The sequence below is a fragment of the Weissella halotolerans DSM 20190 genome, from assembly GCF_000420365.1.
GTDB classification, from domain to species: Bacteria; Bacillota; Bacilli; order Lactobacillales; family Lactobacillaceae; genus Weissella; species Weissella halotolerans.
This window is the reverse complement of the sequence record NZ_ATUU01000001.1, coordinates 350,111-371,137: the sequence shown is the minus strand read 5'-3', so window position 1 is coordinate 371,137 and position 21,027 is coordinate 350,111. Positions and strand designations below refer to the sequence as shown.

The 21,027-nt window shown below is 43.1% G+C and carries 24 protein-coding genes; 22 read left to right on the top strand and 2 right to left on the bottom strand.

Translation table 11 applies throughout. The features are described 5' to 3' along the window. The first annotated feature begins 94 nt into the window (after positions 1-94). The 17 genes from tagD to G414_RS0101770 all read left to right on the top strand — a co-directional run bounded on the left by tagD (position 95) and on the right by G414_RS0101770 (position 16,526). Positions 95-526, top strand: a complete 432-nt coding sequence (gene tagD / locus G414_RS0101850; RefSeq protein ID WP_022791171.1) for a glycerol-3-phosphate cytidylyltransferase — start codon at positions 95-97, stop codon at positions 524-526. Positions 527-672: 146 nt separating this feature from the next. After that, positions 673-1,452 carry a type I methionyl aminopeptidase gene (gene map / locus G414_RS0101845; RefSeq protein WP_022791170.1) on the top strand — a complete coding sequence of 260 codons (780 nt, stop codon included), beginning with the start codon at positions 673-675 and terminating at the stop codon, positions 1,450-1,452. 39 nt (positions 1,453-1,491) lie between these two features. Further along, a complete protein-coding gene (locus tag G414_RS0101840) occupies positions 1,492-2,121 on the top strand; it encodes a sugar transferase (RefSeq protein WP_022791169.1) in 630 nt (209 codons plus the stop codon). 30 nt (positions 2,122-2,151) lie between these two features. Then, positions 2,152-2,559, top strand: coding sequence for a hypothetical protein (locus G414_RS0101835; protein ID WP_022791168.1), 408 nt, complete (start codon positions 2,152-2,154; stop codon positions 2,557-2,559). A gap of 35 nt (positions 2,560-2,594) precedes the next feature. Then, positions 2,595-3,533 (top strand): glycosyltransferase family 2 protein, encoded by a 939-nt coding sequence (locus tag G414_RS0101830; RefSeq protein ID WP_022791167.1) that lies wholly within the window; start codon positions 2,595-2,597, stop codon positions 3,531-3,533. A 50-nt stretch (positions 3,534-3,583) separates the two neighbouring features. Continuing rightward, positions 3,584-4,357, top strand: coding sequence for a DUF4422 domain-containing protein (locus tag G414_RS0101825; RefSeq protein ID WP_022791166.1), 774 nt, complete (start codon positions 3,584-3,586; stop codon positions 4,355-4,357). 89 nt (positions 4,358-4,446) lie between these two features. Continuing rightward, positions 4,447-6,390, top strand: coding sequence for a GH25 family lysozyme (locus G414_RS07475; protein ID WP_022791165.1), 1,944 nt, complete (start codon positions 4,447-4,449; stop codon positions 6,388-6,390). A gap of 148 nt (positions 6,391-6,538) precedes the next feature. After that, the gene (gene hrcA, locus G414_RS0101815) at positions 6,539-7,561 is read left to right on the top strand and encodes a heat-inducible transcriptional repressor HrcA (protein WP_022791164.1); all 1,023 of its coding nucleotides are present in this window, start codon (positions 6,539-6,541) and stop codon (positions 7,559-7,561) included. Between the two features lie 16 nt (positions 7,562-7,577). Next, the gene (gene grpE / locus G414_RS0101810) at positions 7,578-8,171 is read left to right on the top strand and encodes a nucleotide exchange factor GrpE (RefSeq protein ID WP_022791163.1); all 594 of its coding nucleotides are present in this window, start codon (positions 7,578-7,580) and stop codon (positions 8,169-8,171) included. A 57-nt stretch (positions 8,172-8,228) separates the two neighbouring features. After that, positions 8,229-10,046, top strand: coding sequence for a molecular chaperone DnaK (dnaK, locus tag G414_RS0101805; RefSeq protein WP_022791162.1), 1,818 nt, complete (start codon positions 8,229-8,231; stop codon positions 10,044-10,046). A 100-nt stretch (positions 10,047-10,146) separates the two neighbouring features. Beyond that, complete coding sequence (locus G414_RS0101800; protein WP_022791161.1) at positions 10,147-11,073, top strand: DnaJ C-terminal domain-containing protein; 927 nt, start codon at positions 10,147-10,149, stop codon at positions 11,071-11,073. A 130-nt stretch (positions 11,074-11,203) separates the two neighbouring features. Further along, on the top strand, positions 11,204-11,485 hold the full coding sequence (locus G414_RS0101795; RefSeq protein WP_022791160.1) for a hypothetical protein: 282 nt from the start codon (positions 11,204-11,206) through the stop codon (positions 11,483-11,485). Positions 11,486-11,501: 16 nt separating this feature from the next. After that, a complete protein-coding gene (locus G414_RS0101790; RefSeq protein ID WP_022791159.1) occupies positions 11,502-12,230 on the top strand; it encodes a hypothetical protein in 729 nt (242 codons plus the stop codon). 112 nt (positions 12,231-12,342) lie between these two features. Beyond that, the gene (gene rnz, locus G414_RS0101785) at positions 12,343-13,350 is read left to right on the top strand and encodes a ribonuclease Z (RefSeq protein WP_027694494.1); all 1,008 of its coding nucleotides are present in this window, start codon (positions 12,343-12,345) and stop codon (positions 13,348-13,350) included. After that, complete coding sequence (gene recJ, locus G414_RS0101780; RefSeq protein WP_022791157.1) at positions 13,343-15,646, top strand: single-stranded-DNA-specific exonuclease RecJ; 2,304 nt, start codon at positions 13,343-13,345, stop codon at positions 15,644-15,646. Before rnz ends, recJ begins: the two co-directional genes overlap by 8 nt. 5 nt (positions 15,647-15,651) lie before the next feature. Then, positions 15,652-16,167, top strand: a complete 516-nt coding sequence (locus G414_RS0101775; RefSeq protein WP_027694493.1) for an adenine phosphoribosyltransferase — start codon at positions 15,652-15,654, stop codon at positions 16,165-16,167. Positions 16,168-16,286: 119 nt separating this feature from the next. Beyond that, complete coding sequence (locus G414_RS0101770; protein WP_022791155.1) at positions 16,287-16,526, top strand: GlsB/YeaQ/YmgE family stress response membrane protein; 240 nt, start codon at positions 16,287-16,289, stop codon at positions 16,524-16,526. A 57-nt stretch (positions 16,527-16,583) separates the two neighbouring features. On the opposite strand, the gene lexA is transcribed toward G414_RS0101770, so the two are convergent. Continuing rightward, positions 16,584-17,195, bottom strand: coding sequence for a transcriptional repressor LexA (gene lexA / locus G414_RS0101765; protein WP_022791154.1), 612 nt, complete (start codon positions 17,193-17,195; stop codon positions 16,584-16,586). Between the two features lie 463 nt (positions 17,196-17,658). Here lexA and G414_RS0101760 point away from each other — a divergent pair, with 463 nt between their 5' ends. Next, complete coding sequence (locus G414_RS0101760; RefSeq protein ID WP_027694491.1) at positions 17,659-17,895, top strand: DUF896 domain-containing protein; 237 nt, start codon at positions 17,659-17,661, stop codon at positions 17,893-17,895. 67 nt (positions 17,896-17,962) lie between these two features. Then, entirely contained in the window at positions 17,963-18,196 is a 234-nt protein-coding gene (locus tag G414_RS0101755; protein ID WP_022791152.1) for a YneF family protein, read from the top strand. A gap of 29 nt (positions 18,197-18,225) precedes the next feature. On the opposite strand, the gene G414_RS0101750 is transcribed toward G414_RS0101755, so the two are convergent. Next, positions 18,226-18,870 (bottom strand): lysophospholipid acyltransferase family protein, encoded by a 645-nt coding sequence (locus G414_RS0101750; protein ID WP_022791151.1) that lies wholly within the window; start codon positions 18,868-18,870, stop codon positions 18,226-18,228. 87 nt (positions 18,871-18,957) lie between these two features. Between G414_RS0101750 and G414_RS0101745 the strand changes: the two genes are divergently transcribed. The 3 genes from G414_RS0101745 (at position 18,958) to rpsB (ending at position 20,929) form a co-directional block, all read left to right on the top strand. Further along, complete coding sequence (locus tag G414_RS0101745) at positions 18,958-19,713, top strand: tRNA1(Val) (adenine(37)-N6)-methyltransferase (protein WP_022791150.1); 756 nt, start codon at positions 18,958-18,960, stop codon at positions 19,711-19,713. Position 19,714: 1 nt separating this feature from the next. After that, positions 19,715-19,996 carry a GIY-YIG nuclease family protein gene (locus tag G414_RS0101740; protein ID WP_022791149.1) on the top strand — a complete coding sequence of 94 codons (282 nt, stop codon included), beginning with the start codon at positions 19,715-19,717 and terminating at the stop codon, positions 19,994-19,996. A gap of 150 nt (positions 19,997-20,146) precedes the next feature. Further along, positions 20,147-20,929, top strand: a complete 783-nt coding sequence (rpsB, locus tag G414_RS0101735) for a 30S ribosomal protein S2 (RefSeq protein WP_022791148.1) — start codon at positions 20,147-20,149, stop codon at positions 20,927-20,929. Positions 20,930-21,027 lie beyond the last annotated feature (98 nt).

Sequence of the window (21,027 nt, the reverse complement as noted above, 5' to 3'; positions counted from 1 at the left end):
AGAACTTTGTTTAAGGTTAAAGGTAGAAAATCTAAAATGTAGTATAATAACCGGGGACCACTAAATATGCAGATAATAAATGAGGATTAAGTTAATGAAACGAATAATTACATACGGAACGTTTGACATGTTGCACTACGGGCATATTAATTTGTTACGTCGGGCAAAGGAACGTGGCGATTACTTAATTGTCGCCTTATCAACTGATGAGTTTAATTGGAATGCAAAACATAAGAAGACCTATTTCAGTTATGAAAAACGTAAGCAGCTGTTAGAAGCCATTCGATATGTTGATTTGGTAATTCCAGAAGAAGATTGGGCTCAAAAGGTACGTGATATTGAGTTATATCATGTCAATGAGTTTGTCATGGGCGATGACTGGAAAGGACAGTTTGATTACTTGGGGCAAGAAACTGAAGCCAACGTCGTGTACTTGCCTAGGACGCCAGAAATTTCAACGACGCAAATTAAAAAAGATTTAAATGAAAAGCAGTTAGCCACGCAGCATGATTCAAAAATAGATTAGCAAGTCAGCACTCAGTAAGAGAGCAATACTGAGTGGACATACATAATTAAATGACGTTTTGAAAAGGGGGAAGGGCTGTTAATCACGGCTAAATGGTTTATAATAAATTGGTATGGCATTAAATATGGTAAGGAAGTAGCAAAGTTATGATAACGTTAAAGTCACCACGGGAAATCGAAGCAATGAAAAAGTCCGGCGCCATTATTGCTGGGATGCATCATGAGATGAAAAAGATCATTAAACCTGGTATTTCGACCTGGGAAATTGAAGAGTTGGGCCGATCTTATATTGAAAGTCACGGCGCCCGGGCAGCACAAATCGGTTTTGAAGGCTTTAAATATGCAACGACGGTTTCGGTCAATGATGAGGTGGCACATGGTTTTCCTCGTAAGGACCTTTACTTAAAGAATGGTGACTTAGTTAAGGTTGATACGGTGGTGGAATTGGATGGTTTTTATTCTGATTCAGCCTGGTCTTATGCTGTCGGCGAGGTATCACCTGAAGTTAAAAAGTTAATGGAAGTAACTAAACACGCCTTGTATTTGGGGATTGATCAGGCTCAAGTTGGTAAACGGATTGGTGATATTGGGGCTGCTATCCAGGCCTACATTGATGAAGAAGGCTATGGAAATGTTCGGGATTATATTGGACATGGCATCCAACCTACGATGCATGAAGAGCCAGCGGTACCTCATTATGGTGTAGCAGGGCATGGCTTACGACTTAAGCCAGGCATGACCATTACCATTGAACCGATGATTAATATGGGTTCTTATGAAGTCAATACTTCGACGGAAGATGGCTGGACGGTCTCAACGGCTGATGGCTCTTGGTCTTGTCAATATGAACATACGATTGCAATCACCAACGACGGGCCAAAGATTTTAACGAGTCAAGATCCTAAGGCGGACGCAAAGTACTTGTAAAATCCCTTGCAATACGAAGTAGTGAAAGGAGGCTGCCTGGTGAATAAACAAAGTAAGAGTTATCTATTTGCCAAGCGCTTTTTAGATATTGCCACTGCTGTTTTTGCCTTAATTATGTTGGCTCCTTTGTTTTTGCTAGTTAGTTGTATGTACTTAATTGGACCCAATCGCGGGCCAATCTTTTATCGTCAGTTACGGATTGGCTACCACCATAAGCCTTTTTATATTTACAAGTTTCGCTCGATGGTGGTTGATGCAGAAAATAAGCTTTATAGTAACCCACAGCTTTACCATAAGTTCGTAGAAAACGGTTATAAGTTACCGACGAATGAAGATCCTCGTATCACAACCTTTGGTGCCTTTTTACGCCAAACGTCAATTGATGAGTTACCCCAATTTATTAATATTTTGCGGGGTGATATGAGCATCATTGGGCCACGCCCAATTGTTGAGAGTGAGTTGGTCGAATACGGAGATGAGGTTGATGAGTTTCTATCGGTGAAGCCTGGGGCAATGGGCCTTTGGCAGGCAACCGGCCGAAGTACAATTCAGTATCCACAACGGGCTGAATTGGAATTAACCTATGCTAAAAATGCCAATTTGTGGTTTGATTTTAAGATTATTTTTAAAACAGTGATGGCTATTTTTAAACGTGATGGGGCAATGTAAGCAAAATGAACTGATAGATGGGGTAAGAAAGTGAAAAAACATAAATGGTGGTTGGTCACAGTGCTGGTACTATGCGTGGGCCTTGCGATTGGTAGCCTTTGGTATGTCAAGCAAAATGAGCGAGTAAGCAATGATACTCAAGTGAGCGAGCAACTTGATACTAAGCGGGGAAAAGGCGCACACAAAAAGTCTGATAGTCATGAATATGCCCAAAGTGTACCAGCTAAGCAAGCTGTACAGGCAGATCCTAACCAAACCGCAACGGGTCAAGAAGTGACAATGGCTGATATTAAAAAAACACAGGCACAGTTGGTTCAGGCTGGTCTACCGGCCGATCAGTGGGCGCCTAGTGATATCAAGAAAATTATTGTTGAGTCTTCTCGTTTGCATATGGATGTCACCACCTACGCGAAGCAAAACTTTCATGGTCAGTCATAAGTTAAAGTCATTATCATTATGAGGTGAGAAAAAGAATGGTAAATAAATTATCAATTGTTGTTCCTGTCTATAACGAAGAGGAGAGTATCCCTTTGTTCATGGAGGCAGTTGAAGGTGTTCACCAGCAACAGCTGACAGATGTTGAATTTGAGTATTGGTTTATTGATGATGGATCGCATGATCATACCTTGCCTGTTTTAAGACAGATGAATGAACGCTTTCCTGATCGAGTTCACTATGTTTCCTTTTCACGAAATTTTGGTAAGGAGGCTGCCTTATATGCGGGTTTGAGTAAGGCTCAGGGCGATTATGTAGCTGTAATGGACGTCGATTTACAAGATCCACCAGAGCTTTTACCGCAGATGTATCGAGGTGTTGCCGCTGACGAATGGGATTCGATTGGTACGCGTCGTACATCACGAAATGGCGAGCCTCCCGTTCGTACTTTCTTCAGTCGCCTCTTTTATAAGTTGATTAACCGTATTTCTTCTACCCAAATTGTAGAGGGAGCTCGTGATTATCGGGTTATGAATCGAAAGATGGTTGATGCTTTGTTGAGCATGCCCGAATACAACCGATTTTCAAAGGGTTTATTTAGTTGGGTTGGTTTCCGCCAAAAATATCTGGAATTTGAAAATAAAGATCGCGTCGCTGGTAAAACCTCTTGGTCTTTTTGGGATTTATTGAAGTATTCCATTGATGGTATTATTGATTTCTCACAGGCACCCTTAACACTAGTGTCAGTGATGGGACTGATTTCATTTGTTCTATCAATTTTAGGGGCGATTTTTATTGTAATTCGGACCTTGTTCTTTGCAGATGCTTCAGTCGCCGGTTGGCCTTCAATGGTGGTGATTATGCTCTTTATCGGTGGTATTCAACTATTGAGTTTAGGTATTGTGGGTCGTTACATTGCCGGAATTTATTTAGAAAGCAAGCACCGTCCAATTTATTTAGAAAAAGAAGAGAAATAGTAAACTAACCTCTGACTTGGTCGGAGGTTTTTGCCTATCAGGAGGTTACAATGAAAATACTTGTCGCCAGCCATAAGCCCTATCCAATGCCAGCTAATCCGATTTATCAGCCAATCTTAGTCGGGGCGGCACAGCATGAAGCAGTGCCAGCTGGTTTTTTTGCAGATGATCAAGGAAAGAATATTTCAACGTTGAATCCGCACTTTAATGAGTTAACTGCGCTCTACTGGGCAAAGTATCAATTGAAGACAGAGGATGTAGTGGGGCTAGCACATTATCGGCGCTTTTTAGGGCAACGGGCTAGTCACCACTACCAAGATTTATTAACGGAACAAGATATTAGACATGGATTATCGCAAGCCGATATTCTCCTGCCTAAGGAACGGCATTATTATATTGAAAGTCAAGAAAGTCATTATCAAAACGCCCACCTTAAAGCACCTTTTATGGTTATGCGAGAGGTTATTAAGACTGATTATCCCGAGTTTGCGCCATCCTTTGAAAAGATGGCCACCTCAAGTCATGCTCATTTATTCAATATGAGTATTATGCCGCAAACGTATTTTCAAGATTACACGGACTTTTTGTTTGGTGTTTTGATGGGTGTTAAACGGCAGATTCCATATGAGGATTATTCAGGACAGGATGCACGTGTATTTGGCTTTTTAGGGGAGCGTTTGTTAGATCCTTGGCTGTATACGCGAGGACTATCCTTTAAGGAATACCCACTCGTCACGACGGAAAAAACCAATTGGTTTAAAAAAGGATCGGCCTTTCTCGGGCGTAAGTTTGTAAAAAATGGGCGACAGGCCACCCACTTTTAACAAAAAAGCGAGTTGTCTCGGCACAAAGGGAATGCATAGGTTATAATGAATGAGTTGAATTTTGCTTAACAGTGGGAGACAGGATGTATATGAAGTTAAAAGAGATATTAATTGGAGTAATGACGATGGGGATGGGCTTGGTATTTAGCATGGGCCTTGTCTTGGCTAGCGGGGTACCGACACTAAGGGTTGATGATCCGAGCATTCCGCGAACTGATGTGGTGGATATTTCCTCAAACAATGGGGTTCCTTCTGTCCAGGATTTTAAGATTATGAAACAACATGGTGTTCAAACCATCATGGTTAAGTTAACGGAGTTTACGACCTATCGTAATCCTTACGCCAGACAGCAAATTGCTAACGCACGGGCAGCGGGATTAAAGATTGGTGCTTATCATTATAGTTGGTATACAAATAACCAGGAAGCTCACCAGGAAGCTGCATATTTTGTTAGCTATGCTCGTGATTTGGGGTTAGCCACGACCACGCCGATGGCGGATGACTTAGAGGATACCTATACAAAAAAAGGGGATGTCACTGAGCATGCGAAAGCCTTCAGATCAACAGTCCAAAGTAAGGGTTATCGGCATAACCTTTTATATACGTATTCTTCCTATGTATCGGGGACGGGGTTGCGGACGAATGACTATGGAAACAAAAATATTTGGATGGCCCAGTATCCCTATACGCCTAGTAAAAATTCATTATGGAATGCACAGTATGGGATGTGGCAGTTTAATAGTCGCATGACGTTCCCTGGCGTTTCAGGGCTCTTTGATGCATCAATTGATTATGTCGGCGCGGTTTCCACTCCACCAACACAATATGCCAAGATTGTTCAAACAAAAAGTGTAAATTACAAGGCGAAGATTTTAAATACAACGAATGGTGTTTATATTAATCAGCCATGGCGAGTACAGGGTGGTCAATATAAGACTAGGGCTAGCACCTACGCTAATCAGATAGTACAGGTTAAGTCGGAAGTGTTAACGAGTTATGGTGTTTGGTGGGTTGGCTTTGATTTAAATGGTCAGCATATGTGGATGGATATAAAGGCAGTTCAGCCTGTCTTTCCAACTCAAACGATAGATAAGTATGTTTTCTTCTTGCATCCGCGTTCACAGGATAGCTTATATGCGAGTGCCCCTTATGGCATCCAAGGTGCCCAAAATAAGGGCTTGATTAAGGATAAGGTATCTGCAAGCCAGGCAGTTCATGTGACTAAGGAGACGGTGCATAACGGTGTAACCTGGTATCTTGGTAATTTTAGTGGACAGACTTATTGGTTTGATAGTCGAGCAGCGGTGGTTGATACGACCAAGCCCAAGGCCGTCAACTATGCGGTGACGATTAATCAAACGAATCGCCGAGATGGTCTATTTTCTGGCCTACCTTGGCGTTATCATGGTAAGTACGTTGGCTTAGCAACGAGTTACCAAGGAAAGCAAGTTCAAGTCACCAAAGAATGGAAAGATCTACTAGGAACAACTTGGATTTACTTTAAATTAGGTGACCAGCAGGTTTGGATGAACCAAGCTGGTAGTAAAATAGACTTTCCAACTCAAGTAACAGATAAGTACGTCTTCTTGCAACCGCGGACACAGGATAGCCTGTTTGCAAATGCTCCTTATGGTATCCAAGGTGCCCAAAATAAGGGCTTGGTTAAGGACAAGGCGCCTGCAAACCAGGCGGTTCATGTGACTAAGGCAACGGTGTATAACGGTGTAACCTGGTATCTTGGTAATTTCAACGGACAAGTTTATTGGTTTGATAGTCGAGCAGGAGTGGTTGATACGACCAAGCCCAAGACAGTTAACTACTCTGCGACAATTGAACAAGCCAACCGGCGAGACGGCCTTTTTGTGAGTCTTCCTTGGACTTATCAAGGAAAGCTAGTTGCAATGGCTAATCAATATAATCATCGGAAAGTGATCATTACACAGGAGTGGACAACGCCCCTTGGTAATACCTGGGTTGCGTTTGATTTAAATGGAAAGACCGTCTGGTTGGATAAAGCAGGTATTCAAAAGTAAGAAAAGGCTGATTAGTTAATACTAATCAGCCTTTTTAGCACTCTTTAATAAAAAGTGCTAAAAGGGTTGACAAGCACTGGGAGAATGTGTAACATAATAACTGTTAGCAAGGAAGTGCATAGAGTGCTAACTAGTAGAGGTGGTTGACATGCTAACAAATAGACAGCAAGCAATTTTGGCTGCTATCGTTCAGGATTATGCAAAGTTTGGTCGGGCTGTAGGGTCTAAAACCTTGCTTCAAGACCTGCAATTAAAGGTTAGTTCCGCAACGGTTCGCAACGAGATGGCTTTGCTTGAACGTTTAGGGCTGTTGGAAAAGGAACACACCTCTTCAGGTCGCATCCCTTCCCAAGTTGGTTACCGATATTACGTTGATGAGTTAATGAATGTGACTGATGAAGGATTCGATGTGAATGCGGCTCTTCAACACGCCTTTAGCCAAAACTTTCAACGAGTTGATGACTTGGTTCAACAGGCAGTGAATGAGTTAGCTAAGGTGACTGGCTATGTGGCAATTGGGCTGAAACCGGCCCCTTTGGAAACTCGCTTAGCTGGATTTAGGCTTGTGGCACTAGGTGGGCAGCAAGTAATGGCCATTATTGTAACCAGTGATGGAGATGTAACGAGTCAGAGTTTCCGCCTACCAGACGGTATGGACTTACATAGCCTTGATAGCATGGTGCAATTTATTAATCAGACACTGGTTAACCAGCCGATTAATGATGTATTAGTCTCAATCAATGATGACTTGCCATGGAAGATGGAGCGGGTGATTCGTACGCCAGTTGCCTTCCTTCAATTATTTGGAGATGTCTTAGCACGTTCGGTAAACGAACATGTTTATACGGGTGGCCGTTTAAACTTGTTAGATTTTTCCGAGGCTGCGGATTTACAAGATATTAAGCAAGTTTTTCAAATGATTGATTCGCCGCACTTAATGCGTGGGGCTGTTGGATCGGCTAATGATGGGATTGTTGTTCAGATTGGCGAAGAAAATCGTAATCCCCTTTTGAAGGGCTACACACTTTTGTCAGAAGCCTATCATGTTCCACACCATGGTAGTGGGGTGGTTGCCTTGCTTGGCCCGACAAGCATGCCCTACCAAAAAACAATTAAAACAGTGAACGCCTTTACCAGTGTATTGGCTGATAAAGTGGTCGGATATTATTAAGAAAAGAGGTGTCGACATGGCAGAAAATAGCGAACCTAGGGACGAAACAGTATCAAAGGCAGAACGAGATAGTGATGTTAATGCTGCAGACCTGAATCAAGAAAATGATGTAGTCATGGATGAAGTTGATGAGGAAGTTATATCTGATCAGACACCTGACGACCAGGTAGCTGACTTGAAGCAACAACTCGATGACGCTGAGGATAAGTATTTACGAGTTCAGGCTGAGATGCAGAACATGAAGACACGTTTAGCTAAGGAACAGGCTCAGGCAGTTAAGTTTGCTAATCAAAAGTTAGCTGGAGCAGTTTTACCAGCGCTAGACAATTTAGAGCGTGCTTTACAAGTAACTGCTGATGATGATGCCTCTCGTCAATTGAAGACAGGGGTTGAAATGGTGTTTAATACCCTTAAACAGGCCCTAGCTGATAACGAGATCGAGGCAATTGGTCAAGTTGGCGAAGCGTTCGATCCTAATTTGCACCAAGCTATTCAGTCCGTGCCGGCTGACGATGATCATCCGGCGGATACGATTGCGGAGGTTTTGCAAAAGGGTTATCGTTTGGCTGATCGTGTAATTCGTCCAGCGATGGTAGCTGTTTATAATTAAAGTAAGCAGTGAATGCGTAGCAAAATTCAAAATATAACTATATGAGAGGTATAAGAAATGTCTAAGGTAATTGGTATTGATTTAGGAACGACAAACTCTGCTGTTGCGGTTATGGAAGGTGATACCCCTAAGGTTATTACAAACCCTAATGGTGGTCGTACAACCCCTTCAGTGGTATCTTTTAAAAATGGTGAAACTCAAGTTGGTGATACAGCTAAGCGGCAAGCGATTACCAATCCAAATACAGTATCATCAATCAAGTCTCACATGGGTGATGCAAACTATAAGGTGGACATTGATGGTAAGAAGTATACGCCACAAGAGATTTCTGCAATGATTTTGCAATACTTAAAGGGCTATGCTGAAGACTACCTTGGTGAGTCAGTGGATAAGGCGGTTATTACTGTCCCTGCTTACTTTAACGATGCACAGCGGCAAGCTACTAAGGATGCCGGTAAGATTGCTGGCCTAGAGGTTGAACGGATCATCAACGAGCCAACGGCTGCTTCATTGGCTTATGGTTTAGATAATGATGATAAGGATGAAAAAATCTTGGTGTATGACCTTGGTGGTGGAACCTTTGATGTGTCAATCCTTGAATTAGGGGATGGTGTCTTTGAAGTTTTGTCAACAAATGGTGACACGCATCTTGGTGGAGATGATTTTGACCAAAAGATTATCGACTGGTTAGCTGATGATTTTAAAAAGGAACATGGAATTGACTTACGCAATGATAAGTTAGCCTTGCAACGGTTAAAGGATGCTGCTGAGACGGCTAAGAAAACACTATCTTCAGCTAGTGAAGCACAAATTGATTTGCCATTTATTACAGCAACTGATGCAGGTCCATTGCACATTCAAAAGACCTTAACGCGTAGCCAGTTTAACCAAATGACAGATGATTTGGTTAAGCGTGCTGAAGAGCCAGTTAAGAATGCCTTAAAGGATGCTGGCTTAACTATGGATGATATCGATCGGGTGATTTTGAATGGTGGTTCAACGCGTATCCCTGCCGTCCAAGAATCAGTAAAGAAGTTGACTGGTAAGGAACCTGATCATTCCATTAATCCTGATGAAGCGGTTGCGCTAGGGGCTGCTGTTCAAGCTGGAGTTTTGACTGGTGATGTTAAGGACGTTGTTTTGCTAGATGTAACGCCACTTTCATTAGGTATTGAAACAATGGGTGGTGTCTTTACAAAGCTGATTGATCGTAACACGACCATTCCTACTTCTAAGTCACAAACCTTCTCAACGGCGGCCGACAACCAGCCGGCTGTTGATATCCATGTTCTTCAAGGTGAGCGACCAATGGCAGCCGATAACAAGACATTAGGTCAATTCCAGTTGACTGATATTCCTGCTGCTCCTCGTGGTGTACCACAAATTGAAGTTACCTTTGACATTGATCGTAACGGAATTGTTTCTGTTTCGGCCAAGGATTTGGGTACTAACAAAGAACAGAAGATTACCATCCAAAGTTCTGGTTCACTTTCTGATGAAGAGATTGAGCGTATGATGAACGACGCTAAGGCCAACGAAGAAGCTGATAAGAAGCGTAAGGAAGAAGTTGACTTACGTAACGAAGTTGACCAGTTAATCTTCTCGTCTGAAAAGACATTAGAAGAAGTTGGTGATAAGGTGGCAGCCGATGAAAAGAAGGCGGTTGAAGATGCTGTTGCCGATCTGAAGGCTGCTAAAGAGGCTGATAACTTAGAAGATATGAAGACTAAGAAGGAAGCCTTAGAAAAGGTTGCCCAAGAATTAGCGGTTAAGCTTTACCAGCAACAAGCTGCCGATGCAGGATCTGCGGAACAAGGCAAGGCTGATGACGGAACCGTTGATGGCGACTTCAAGGATGTTTCTGATGATAAGTAATAAGCTAACAAGTAATTGAGTTAGCGTTCGTGCATAAGGCAGAGTCACTGTACTCTGCCTTATGATACATATCAAAGAAAAAAGGGGGGGGATAAGCCTCATGGACAATAATGAATATTATGATGTGCTAGGCGTTTCAAAGACGGCTAGTCAGGATGAAATTAAAAAAGCTTATCGTAAAATGTCTAAGAAGTATCATCCAGACATTAATCATGAGCCTGGTGCTGAGGAAAAGTACAAGCAAGTGCAAGAGGCCTATGATACCCTGTCAGATGAGAAAAAGCGGGCCATGTATGATCAGTATGGTAAGGCAGGTGCAGATGCTGGTTTTGGTGGTGGCCAAGGCGGTTTTGGTGGTTTCGGTCAAGGCAACCAGTTCAGTGGTGATTTTTCTGATTTAGGCGATCTTTTTTCACAAATGTTTGGTGGGGGGTTTAGCGATCCCAACCGCCCAAGACAGGGGCGTGATTTACAGTATCGGATGAATTTAACTTTTGAAGAAGCGGTCTTCGGTAAAGAGACGACAATCACTTATTCGCGCCAAAATGAGCAGGGACAACAAGAACGTAAGGAACTTAAGGTGACAGTGCCTGGTGGTGTAGAAACTGGTCAACAAATGCGCCTAGCCGGCCAAGGTGAGCCGGGTGTTAATGGTGGTCCTTTTGGTGACCTTTATGTAGCGTTTTATGTATCGCCATCTAAGGATGGCTTCGAACGTGATGGTAGCACCATTTATTCACGGGTTCCAATTGATTATGCAACTGCTGTCTTGGGTGGTGAGATTACGGTTAAGACTGTGCATGGAGAGGTTCAATTGAAGATCCCTGCTGGTACGCAAAGTGAAACTAACTTCCGCCTTCGTGGTAAGGGCGCTCCAAGCGTGAATGGTGGTAGTCAAGGCGACCAAATTGTGACTGTGTATGTGGACGTTCCTAAGAAGCTTAATAAGGTGCAAAAGAAGGCTTTGCAAGCCTACCAAGAAAGCATAACTGGTAAAGCTGAACCTAAGCGGGGACTCTTTAATTAGGTATTTAGTGTACTGATAAATTAAATGCAAAAGGGGCTGGTCTCGACAGTAGTCGGGACCAGTTTTTTTATCTTTTCCTTAATTTAAGGTTGTATGCGTACATTAAGTATAAGAAAGAGAGCGTACTGTTATGAAAATTGAGGATTTTAAGAGGGCAACGGTTGGCATGCCTAAGACCCGGTGTTTATGTATGCAAATCGACCAAAATACTATTCAACCCTTGACGAACTTAGAAACGATAGGTGCCTATGAATTGGCCTTGTCTTGCAATTATACAGCTACAGCTCCCTTAACTATTGAAATGCTGGTCGCTTATTCGGATCAAACTATCTTTTATTTGGTAACCAGGCAGGGAATCCGTCAACCTGTTTTTGGCTATCGTGTCGTTGATGCTGGTTTATTATTGCGATAAATGGAGGAATTGACAAATGAAAGAACCAACACGCTATCTTGTATTGACGGCCCTTTTTTTTGGTGTGCTCCTTAGCGGCTTAGTTTTGATTCGCCAACAGACCGGACAGCAAGGTGCGTTGGATGATTCTTTTTCAATGTCAAATACCCAACCAAAGATGGCAAAGTTGCAACGTCCTTACCAGGTCCCTATTGATGAACAAAAGGATACCCACTTTCGGGAGGACGGCAAGTTAGTGCACCAAGGTGATTTTACTTACCAGGCAGCTGGGCAGCGTATCGAACTTATTGGTCAAGCCAAGGTGGGGCAGACGGTAAAAACTGGACAGGTACGTTATCAACTGAAGCGTGTTCAGTATTATCATAATGTTGCACGAACAACAGCAGCCTTAGAACAAGCAAAAGGAATGTTCAAACATGCCAGTTTACCAAAGGACTTTAATACCTTATTGCTGGTATACGATATCAAAAATACCAGTGACAGAAAGATTAAAACCGACGGGATTGCCGCTGCTACGTTACCGAATGGTCAGGTTATGTCGCCAATTAAAGGTTTGTATAATGATCCAGATTTGCATACCATGACCTTAGCAAGTGGTAAGACCAAGCAAACCTATGTACTCTTATTAGTTCCTGACTGGTCTTTACAACAGTTGCAACCGTTAAAAGTAGATTTGGCAAGGACCTATCAGTCAAATGGTCAGCAAATGGGTAAACAACCATTTCAGGTAACCCTAACCTTTTAACTGGATAAGGTAGGAAAAAATGGTAAAATAGGGAAGATGTTTAAGCCGCAGTGAGTGCGGCTTTTTTAGGGAGTAAATAGTTAAAGATTGTATTTAAAAAAGGTGGTTGATCATGCAGTTAGAGTTTTTAGGGACCGGGGCAGGTTCGCCAGCACGCTATCGTAATGTAACGGGGATTGCCCTACGTTTACTTGATGAAATCAATTCAGTATGGTTGTTCGATGCTGGTGAAGGGGCCCAAATTCAAATGTTGATGTCAACAATTCGTCCTCGAAAAATTGACAAAATTTTTGTCACCCACCTCCATGGTGATCATATATATGGAATTCCTGGTTTATTATCATCTCGTTCATTTCAGGGGGGCGAGGAGCGCCTGACAATTTATGGTCCACGGGGAATTCGTCGCTTTGTCGAAACAAGTTTACAAGTTGCTCAGACGCATCTAACTTATCCGCTCGACTTTGTCGAGATTCCACCAGCCGGGGGAATGGTGTATGAAGATCAACACTTTACAGTCCAGGCCCTGCCACTTGATCATAAGATTTTGTCTTTTGGCTACCGGGTTTGCGAACGGGACAGTGCTGGAGAATTACAGGTTGAGCGTTTAAAAGCGCTTGGTATTCCAGCTGGACCGGTATATGGGCAATTAAAGCGGGGTGAGACGGTTACTTTGGGCGACGGACAAACGATTAATGGACAGGATTTCATTGGTCCTGCTAAACCAGGCCGTATCATCACCATCCTAGGTGATACGCGTAAGACGGCCAATGCCGTCACCTTGGCCGAAGATGCTACCGTCCTGGTACATGAGGCAACCTATGGTAAGGGGGAAGGAAAGCAAGCACGGCATCATTATCATGCTACTAGTTTACAAGCGGCTGAAGTGGCGGCAGCAGCAAATGTAGGTCGTTTGTTCTTAACCCATATCTCAGCTCGGTATGCTGGCCGTTCAGCAAATGAATTGGCCTATCAAGTACGCCACATTTTTAAAAACACGCGGGTCGTCAATGACTTTGACGTCTTTGATATCCCAATTGGTAAGCAAAGTAATACACGTCCCCTGCGCTTTATGGGGACGGATGAGCACGGCTCACAGCAAGAGGAGGTAGGTGATGATTGAGGCACACAATACGTGGACCAAGGAAGCACCAGTCGATTCTAAACAGGTGACCCAATTAGTTGAAGCCTTAGGGCTGCCAACTGCAGTTGCACAATTCCTTGTTAGGCGTGGCTATCAAACGCCGGCGGCTGCACAGCATTATTTGCAGCCAAGTATAGCGGCCCTACATGATCCAAACCAGATGACTGGGATGCAAACAGCCGTCGATCGTATTATGACCGCCTTGGATCAAAATGAGCACATTGTGGTCTATGGTGATTATGATGTGGATGGCATGACCAGTACTGCAATTATGACCTGGGCCTTAGAATTGCTGGGAGCGGATGTTGAGTATTTTGTGCCTGATCGGCAAAAGGAAGGCTACGGACCTAATTTAGCAGCCTACCAGCGTTTGGCAGCAGAAGGAATGCAACTACTGATTACCGTTGACAACGGCATTACTGGGGTTGATGAGGTCGCTTGGTTAAAAGAACAGCACATTGATACAATCATTACGGATCATCATGCATTACCTGCCCAATTACCTGAGGCCTATGCGATTTTGCATCCACAAAATCCTGCTGGTCCATACCCCTTTACCGGCTTATCGGGAGCTGGAGTTGCCTTTAAATTAGCCTCTGCTTTACTTGAAGCACCCGCAGACGAGGTGCTGGATTTAGCTGCCTTAGGTGCGGTTGCTGACGTGATGCCTTTAGTAGATGAGAATCGGGATTTGGTTGCGCTTGGGTTAGAAGCTATGCGGGCAGCCCCTAGACCAGGCGTCGCAGCCTTACTAAGTCAGGCTGGAACCTCTCAGTCTGAGGTAGATGAAACGAGTATTGGCTTTGGCCTGGCACCTAGATTAAATGCAATTGGGCGCTTAGCAAATCCTATGTTGGGGGTTCAGCTCTTATTAACTGAAGATGAAGATGAAGCGCAAAGCTTAGCTGAACAAGTAGAAACGTTGAATACAGAACGTAAAACGTTAGTAGCAGATATTTTGCAAGCTGCCAAGGAACAAGCCAACCAGCAAGAAAGTCAGGTCTTAGTCTTAGCTGGTCATGGTTGGCATGAAGGGGTCTTGGGGATTGTTGCTAGTCATATTGTTGAGACTTATCGTAAACCCACCTTGGTTTTAAATATTGATCAAGGAAAAGCCAAAGGATCAGGACGCTCAGTAGCTGGGTTTGATTTGATTGCCGCTCTGCGTCAGCATCAAGAGTTATTTACGGCTGTGGGTGGCCATGCTGGTGCGGCTGGTATGACGCTACCAGAGGAAAACCTAGAGGGCCTGCGGCAGGCATTGCAAACCGCAGCTCAAGATCAGGCCCTTGATTTGACACAAAAGCCAACCTTACAAATTGCTGATCAGTTATCGGCAATCGATTTTAATGCACAAAATTATAGTTATTTGCGTGCTTTAGCGCCATTTGGCGAAGGCAATCCAGAACCCCTGTTTGAAGTGGCACTGTCAGCAGTTTTAAATCCCAAAACGATGACCGAAGGTAAACACATACGTTTTACTGGACAGACGCAGACGGGGACCTTACCAGTAGTTGGCTTTGGACAAGGTGACTTGTACGATGATTTGCGGGGGCAGTTAACGGATTTACGTGTAGTTGGTAAAATGAGTGCTAATACTTACCGGGGGCAAACGACCTATCAGTTACTCCTGGTTGATAGTCAAGCACAGGGATTGACGCTATTAGATTGGCGGACATCTAAATTAACCCAGCAAAGCTTGGCTCAGCCGGCAAGCTATGTCTTTTTTAATCAACGACTGTATAATCAGCTAAAAGATCGAGTAGGATCCGAGGGCCAGGCCATTTGGATTGACGATGCTTATAATTATACGCAGTTAGGGACTTTAGCGCTGGTTGACCTACCAGAAAGCATCGGGCAGCTGCAAACGTTGTTACAGGTTGTGCCGGCAAAGCGCTTAGCACCTATTTTCTATACGCCAACATCCGTCTATTTACAAAAAATCCCAAGTAAAAATGATTATGCTAAGGTTTATCGTTTTGTACAGTCCTTTAAAAATGTTGATTTGAAGGGGCAGTTTAAAATGGTGGCTGCTCATTTGGGGATGGATGTTTCAATGTTAAAGCTCATATTTAAGGTGTTTTTAGAGGTGAATTTTGTTACAATTGAAAATGGTTTCTTGAATTCAAACCCAACGCCGGCACCAGTCGACCTGGAAGCGACCAAAGCGTTTAAGCAATTTATGGTGCAGCGTGAGTTAGAAGCTAAATTAATTTATAGTTCAACGGGTGAATTAGAAGCACTCTTGAATAAGCTAAGCAAGCAGGAGAATTAAAGCAGATATTAGATTTGCATGATTATATTGAATCAATACCAGACTTTCCGGAAGAGGGCATTATTTTTCGTGACATTACGCCACTTTTAGCTAATGGTCCAGCCTATCATCAAGCAACAGAACAAATCGCACACTTTGCTAAAGAACGTGGTGTGACGGTTGTGGTGGCGCCTGAGTCGCGTGGCTTTTTGGTGGGAGCCCCAGTCGCAGAGAATCTTGGTCTAGGCCTAGTTCCAGCGCGTAAAGCTGGTAAATTGCCTCGTAAAACCTTGGCGGAAACCTATCAGTTAGAATATGGAAGTGCTCAACTAGAAATGCATGTTGACGCCATTAAGCCGGGGGATAAAGTTGTCATTACCGATGACCTGTTGGCAACTGGCGGTACAATTGAAGCGACGATTAAACTGGTGGAAGCGCTGGGGGGTGAAGTTGTTGGCCTTGCCTTCTTTATCGAATTGACAGCCCTAAAGGGACGGGACCGATTGAAAGGTTATGATATTTATACCTTGATGACCTATTAAATTGGGCTTTTTCACTTTGACTTGTCATTTGCTAATAAGCTGTATATACTATTAGTAGAGGTTGGTTAAGGACTAACCTGATTGTTTGATGCAATTATTCATAGGAGGTAACTTGAATTATGGGTACTATTTGGATGTTGATTATCGGTGCAGTTATCGGTGCAATTGGTGGTGCTATCACCAAGACATCAATGGGATGGATTGCTAACATCTTGGCCGGCTTGGCTGGTTCATGGGTTGGTGAGGCTATCTTAGGTAACTGGGGACCTCATTTGGCAGGCATGGCTTTGATTCCATCAATTATTGGTGCAATTATTGTTGTGATTGTCGTTTCATGGGTAATGAAGAAGATTGGTTAATATTGACTAATACTTCGTTAAAAAGGATCAAACCGCATGCGGTTTGATCCTTTTTAATTAGAGTTGATTACGGTAGAGACCGATGACCCGGCCTAGGATTGAAATATCACCAACAATGAAGGGGGCCTGTCCTGCGTGTTCAGCCTGCAAGCGGATATGATCAGCTTCATGAAAAAAGCGGAGGGCTTGGGTTGGTTGTTCAGGCGGCCGCACAATAACGAGGTCACCGTTGGTAGCGGTATCTTGCTGGTATACAATGAGGTAATCCCCAGCTAGGATACCACTGTCCTGCATGTTAGCGTTAGGTTGTTGAAACATGAATAGGTGATCGTTTTTAGGGATTAGTTGTTCAGGTACTGGTAAAAAGGTAGGTTCGGCACTTGGGTTAAGTGCTAGATCATCTTGTGGATTAAGCATCAAAAGTGGAGCCTGGTTAAGACCTAAGGCCTCTTGGCCACTAGTGGTTACGCTCAGGGAGCGTGGCTTGGCTGGATCCTTGTGCAGATACCCTTTTTTTTGTAGCCGGCTTAGATGACCGTGAACGGTGGAGGTAGATGAGAGATTGACGGCTTGTCCAATCTCACGAACTGTTGGCGGATAGCCATTTTTTTGTTCCGTGCGGTAGATAAATCGTAAAATTTCGAGTTGCTTTGTACTTTTATTGGTCATTATTCTTCTCCAATTTAACTAACTTTCATCTTTATTTTAAGGAAACCTGTTTCAAAAGCCAATCCTTGTACTGAAATCATGACCAGACGTTAATCTTTAAGCAAGTGGTGGCCCTAGAACCCCTTATAGTGGTAAAGCTGGGAAAAAATAAAATTGAACTAAAAAAATCAGCAGTGCTTTGTTAAAGGACTAATCAAATGGTGCTGAAAATGCTATACTAAAAAGGGTGTTGTGTTGACTTAATAGTGAGAGGCAATTACCTTAGGGAATGTCGATTGGCTAATGAGGAGCATTATTTGAACTAAATGCCAGCAGGCAGTTATAATACATAAAGGGTAAGGAGGTCTAAGAAATGGTAGATGATTATCAAGGTGCGGCAGATAAAGAAAAAACGGAGCAGGCTAGTCATGACGATCAAGCTGATGCTAGGTCTAACCAGGGACTGACGGATGAAAATGCACATATGCAAGCTGTCCGTCAACGGATTAATGAATTAGCGGCTAAAGCGAAGTCAGATGCTGGTTTGACTGAAGCCGAAACAAAGGAAAGGGCTGAATTACGTCAGGAATTCTTGGCTAATTTTAAAAAAGCCTTCCAGTCACAGGTAGAGATGATGCAAGTCTTTGATAAAGAGGGCAATGAAGTAACTCCGGATAAGGTGCGTAAAATCCAACGGGAAAAAGGCTTACGTGATAATTAAAAGTTCTTAGTCACCGGCTAAGGATAGCATTTTTAAAACAAAATATGGTAATGGAGAAAATAACGTAATGAGTACAGGATTGTGGATCACCCTAGTATTAGTGGCTGCTATTTTAGGCGCCGTAGCTGGCTTCTTCTTGGCCCGTCGGTCAATGATGTCATATATGAAGAAGAACCCACCAATTAGTGAAGAGATGATGCGGTCAATGATGACCTCCATGGGACAAAAGCCATCACAAAAGAAGTTGAATCAAATGATGGCACAGATGAAAGCTCAGGCTGCTCAAGCAGATAAAAAGTAAAAAAAGTTCCGACCGCGGTCGGAACTTTTTTATTTTGCCTTTTCAGGATGTGGATCTACGTAAACCCAGTTAGGGTTAACATGCTGGTCAAGCTTGGTAAAGGCGGTTTGTAATTGATCGTCCAACATATCCATGGTAGCGTGATCAACGCGTTGCTTTTTACCTAATTGAATGGGCTCACCAAAAGCGATATGTACCTGACCCCGCTTGAAAGGGTTGAAAAAATCTTTTAATGTGACAGGTCCTTGATAGATAACCGGCACGAGCGGAACCCGGGCTAATTTACTGATCATAATGGCACCGCCTTTCATTTCTTGTGAATGACGACTACCAGTAGGAAACATAATTAGACTTAAATGACTATCCTTTAAACGGTGAACAGGCGTTTTGATAGCGGATGGACCTGGATTCTCTCGGTCCACTGAAAAGGCATTGGCATTTACTAAAATCCAGCGTAAAATAGGATTTTTGAATAGTTCTTTTTTGGCCATGAAGGTAAACTTTTTAGGCCAGGCGGCTAAAGCAAAGTAAATCATGTCCCAAAGCGCACGGTGAGGGCCTACCAAAATATAATTTGTTTGACTGGGTAAGAATTGGCGACCGGTGACATGATAGCGACCGTTAAAGAGCCAAAAAATAAAGTTAACAACGTAACGGGCAACAGTATAAAACACGATAATACCTCCTAAAGATAACAATCTATTATCCCATGTTGCCTCAAAATTGCCAATACTAAACCAAAAGATGGAGACGATTAGACGATGCAAGTGACCTTACAAACCGGTGAACGGATTAATACGATGTATGGGGATCAAATAAAAATTATCCAAAGTAACGAGGTCTTCTCGTTTTCAATTGATGCCGTTTTGCTGGCCCATTTTATTGAGCCACGTAAAGGGGGGCGGGGACTAACGGTTGATTTAGGAACCGGTAATGGTGCCATCGCGCTTTTCATTGCCCATAAGGTAGTTGGCCAGATTGTCGGGGTGGAAATACAAGCTCGGTTAGCAGATATGGCGACGCGGTCCGTCAAGCTGAATAAGTTGGACGATAAAATTACAATCATTAATGACGATATGCGAAATATTTTTTCAAACGTACAGCCTGGTAAGGCTGAAATGGTTGTGGCGAATCCGCCTTATTTTCGGATCGATTCACAACAGACAGTTTTAAAAGAAAATCCTTATTATGCTATCGCCCGTCATGAATTAAAGGCTGACTTAGCTTTAGTTACCCAAACTGCTAATAAACTCTTGAAAAATAAGGGACACTTTTACATGGTTCATCGACCTGACCGTCTTTTTGAAATTTTAGCAGCTTTGCAACGGGCGCATCTTTATCCTAAACGATTACAGTTCATCTATCCTAAACCGGCGAGTGAGGCCAACATGGTCTTAATTGACGCCATCAAGGATGGGGATTCAACTGGGGCAAGAATCTTACCCCCTTTGACCATCCATGAAAAAGATGGCCAGTACCAACAGGCCATTTTAGATATTTATCAAGGACGGCAGTAAAATGACAAAACCGTATTATATGTATGTGTTATTGACGGCAGATAATACTTTTTACGCTGGTTTTACGGATGATGTTGGACGTCGTTTTGCTACCCACCAGGCTGGTAAAGGGGCCAAATATACCCGGCCAAAAAGGCGACGCCCGTTAAAACTACTCTATGCGCAGGCCTTTACTGATAAGTCGACGGCCCTAAAAGCAGAGGCGGCCTTTAAGAAGTTAACGCGTTCACAAAAAGAAGACTATTTAAGGATGCAAGGCGTACAAGATTTTACGTCACGCTAGAATTGACAGGGGCTATTTAATTAGTGTAGAATTTAAAGCAGTCCGTGTGGGCTAAAAATACGCACTAAATTCAATAACGAAACTGGTGCCCGGGAGGGTCGTTTGGTTAAGCGCGAATTTAGGTGGAAAAACATTTGGAGGAAGATACTCATGGCAGTTATCTCAATGAAGCAGTTGTTAGAGGCTGGTGTTCACTTTGGTCACCAAACTCGTCGTTGGAACCCTAAGATGAAGGAATACATTTTTACGGAGCGTAATGGTATTTACATCATCGATTTGCAAAAGACGGTCAAGTTGGTCGACAAGGCTTATAACTACATGCGTGACGCAGCCGCTGATGATGCGATTGTGCTCTTTGTTGGTACTAAGAAGCAAGCTCAAGATACGATTGAAGAAGAGGCTACCCGTGCGGGTATGTACTTTATCAACCATCGTTGGTTGGGTGGAACTTTGACTAACTGGGAGACCATTCAAAAGCGAATTGCACGTTTGAAGGAATTACGGGCTATGTCAGAAGATGGCACTTATGATGTTTTGCCAAAGAAGGAAGTTTCTTTGCTTAACAAGGAACGTGAGAAGTTGGAAAAGTTCTTAGGTGGAATCGCTGATATGCCTCGTATCCCTGATGTTTTGTACATCGTGGATCCTCATAAGGAACAATTGGCGGTTGAAGAAGGTCGTAAGTTGAACATTCCAATCGTTGCCATGGTTGATACAAATGCTGATCCTGATCAAATTGATGTGATTATTCCATCTAATGATGATGCAATTCGTGCCGTACGTTTGATTACGTCAAAAATGGCTGATGCCATTATTGAAGGTAAGCAAGGTGAGGATGATGTCGCTGAAGAAGTGATCATCAATGAAGATGCACAAGGAAAAGTTGAATCAATTGAAGATTTGACAGAAATTGTTGAAGGCGACAACAAGTAGGTTTGACTAAAAACAACTGATGTTGGTATCAGTTGTTTTTTTTTAGCCAAGTGGGCAAGAGCTGGAAAATAAGCTCTGTTTCATGTATACTAAATGAG

Bases quoted from the DNA above. Each gene is read 5' to 3' on its own strand.
- G414_RS0101825 (WP_022791166.1), top strand. From the start codon at position 3,584: ATGAAAATACTTGTCGCCAGCCATAAGCCCTATCCAATGCCAGCTAAT.
- G414_RS07475 (WP_022791165.1), top strand. From the start codon at position 4,447: ATGAAGTTAAAAGAGATATTAATTGGAGTAATGACGATGGGGATGGGC.
- G414_RS0101795 (WP_022791160.1), top strand. From the start codon at position 11,204: ATGAAAATTGAGGATTTTAAGAGGGCAACGGTTGGCATGCCTAAGACC.
- G414_RS0101800 (WP_022791161.1), top strand. From the start codon at position 10,147: ATGGACAATAATGAATATTATGATGTGCTAGGCGTTTCAAAGACGGCT.
- G414_RS0101755 (WP_022791152.1), top strand. From the start codon at position 17,963: ATGAGTACAGGATTGTGGATCACCCTAGTATTAGTGGCTGCTATTTTA.
- G414_RS0101770 (WP_022791155.1), top strand. From the start codon at position 16,287: ATGGGTACTATTTGGATGTTGATTATCGGTGCAGTTATCGGTGCAATT.
- tagD (WP_022791171.1), top strand. From the start codon at position 95: ATGAAACGAATAATTACATACGGAACGTTTGACATGTTGCACTACGGG.
- G414_RS0101790 (WP_022791159.1), top strand. From the start codon at position 11,502: ATGAAAGAACCAACACGCTATCTTGTATTGACGGCCCTTTTTTTTGGT.
- rnz (WP_027694494.1), top strand. From the start codon at position 12,343: ATGCAGTTAGAGTTTTTAGGGACCGGGGCAGGTTCGCCAGCACGCTAT.
- map (WP_022791170.1), top strand. From the start codon at position 673: ATGATAACGTTAAAGTCACCACGGGAAATCGAAGCAATGAAAAAGTCC.
- dnaK (WP_022791162.1), top strand. From the start codon at position 8,229: ATGTCTAAGGTAATTGGTATTGATTTAGGAACGACAAACTCTGCTGTT.
- grpE (WP_022791163.1), top strand. From the start codon at position 7,578: ATGGCAGAAAATAGCGAACCTAGGGACGAAACAGTATCAAAGGCAGAA.
- G414_RS0101740 (WP_022791149.1), top strand. From the start codon at position 19,715: ATGACAAAACCGTATTATATGTATGTGTTATTGACGGCAGATAATACT.
- G414_RS0101745 (WP_022791150.1), top strand. From the start codon at position 18,958: ATGCAAGTGACCTTACAAACCGGTGAACGGATTAATACGATGTATGGG.
- lexA (WP_022791154.1), bottom strand. From the start codon at position 17,195: ATGACCAATAAAAGTACAAAGCAACTCGAAATTTTACGATTTATCTAC.
- rpsB (WP_022791148.1), top strand. From the start codon at position 20,147: ATGGCAGTTATCTCAATGAAGCAGTTGTTAGAGGCTGGTGTTCACTTT.
- G414_RS0101760 (WP_027694491.1), top strand. From the start codon at position 17,659: ATGCAAGCTGTCCGTCAACGGATTAATGAATTAGCGGCTAAAGCGAAG.
- G414_RS0101830 (WP_022791167.1), top strand. From the start codon at position 2,595: ATGGTAAATAAATTATCAATTGTTGTTCCTGTCTATAACGAAGAGGAG.
- hrcA (WP_022791164.1), top strand. From the start codon at position 6,539: ATGCTAACAAATAGACAGCAAGCAATTTTGGCTGCTATCGTTCAGGAT.
- recJ (WP_022791157.1), top strand. From the start codon at position 13,343: ATGATTGAGGCACACAATACGTGGACCAAGGAAGCACCAGTCGATTCT.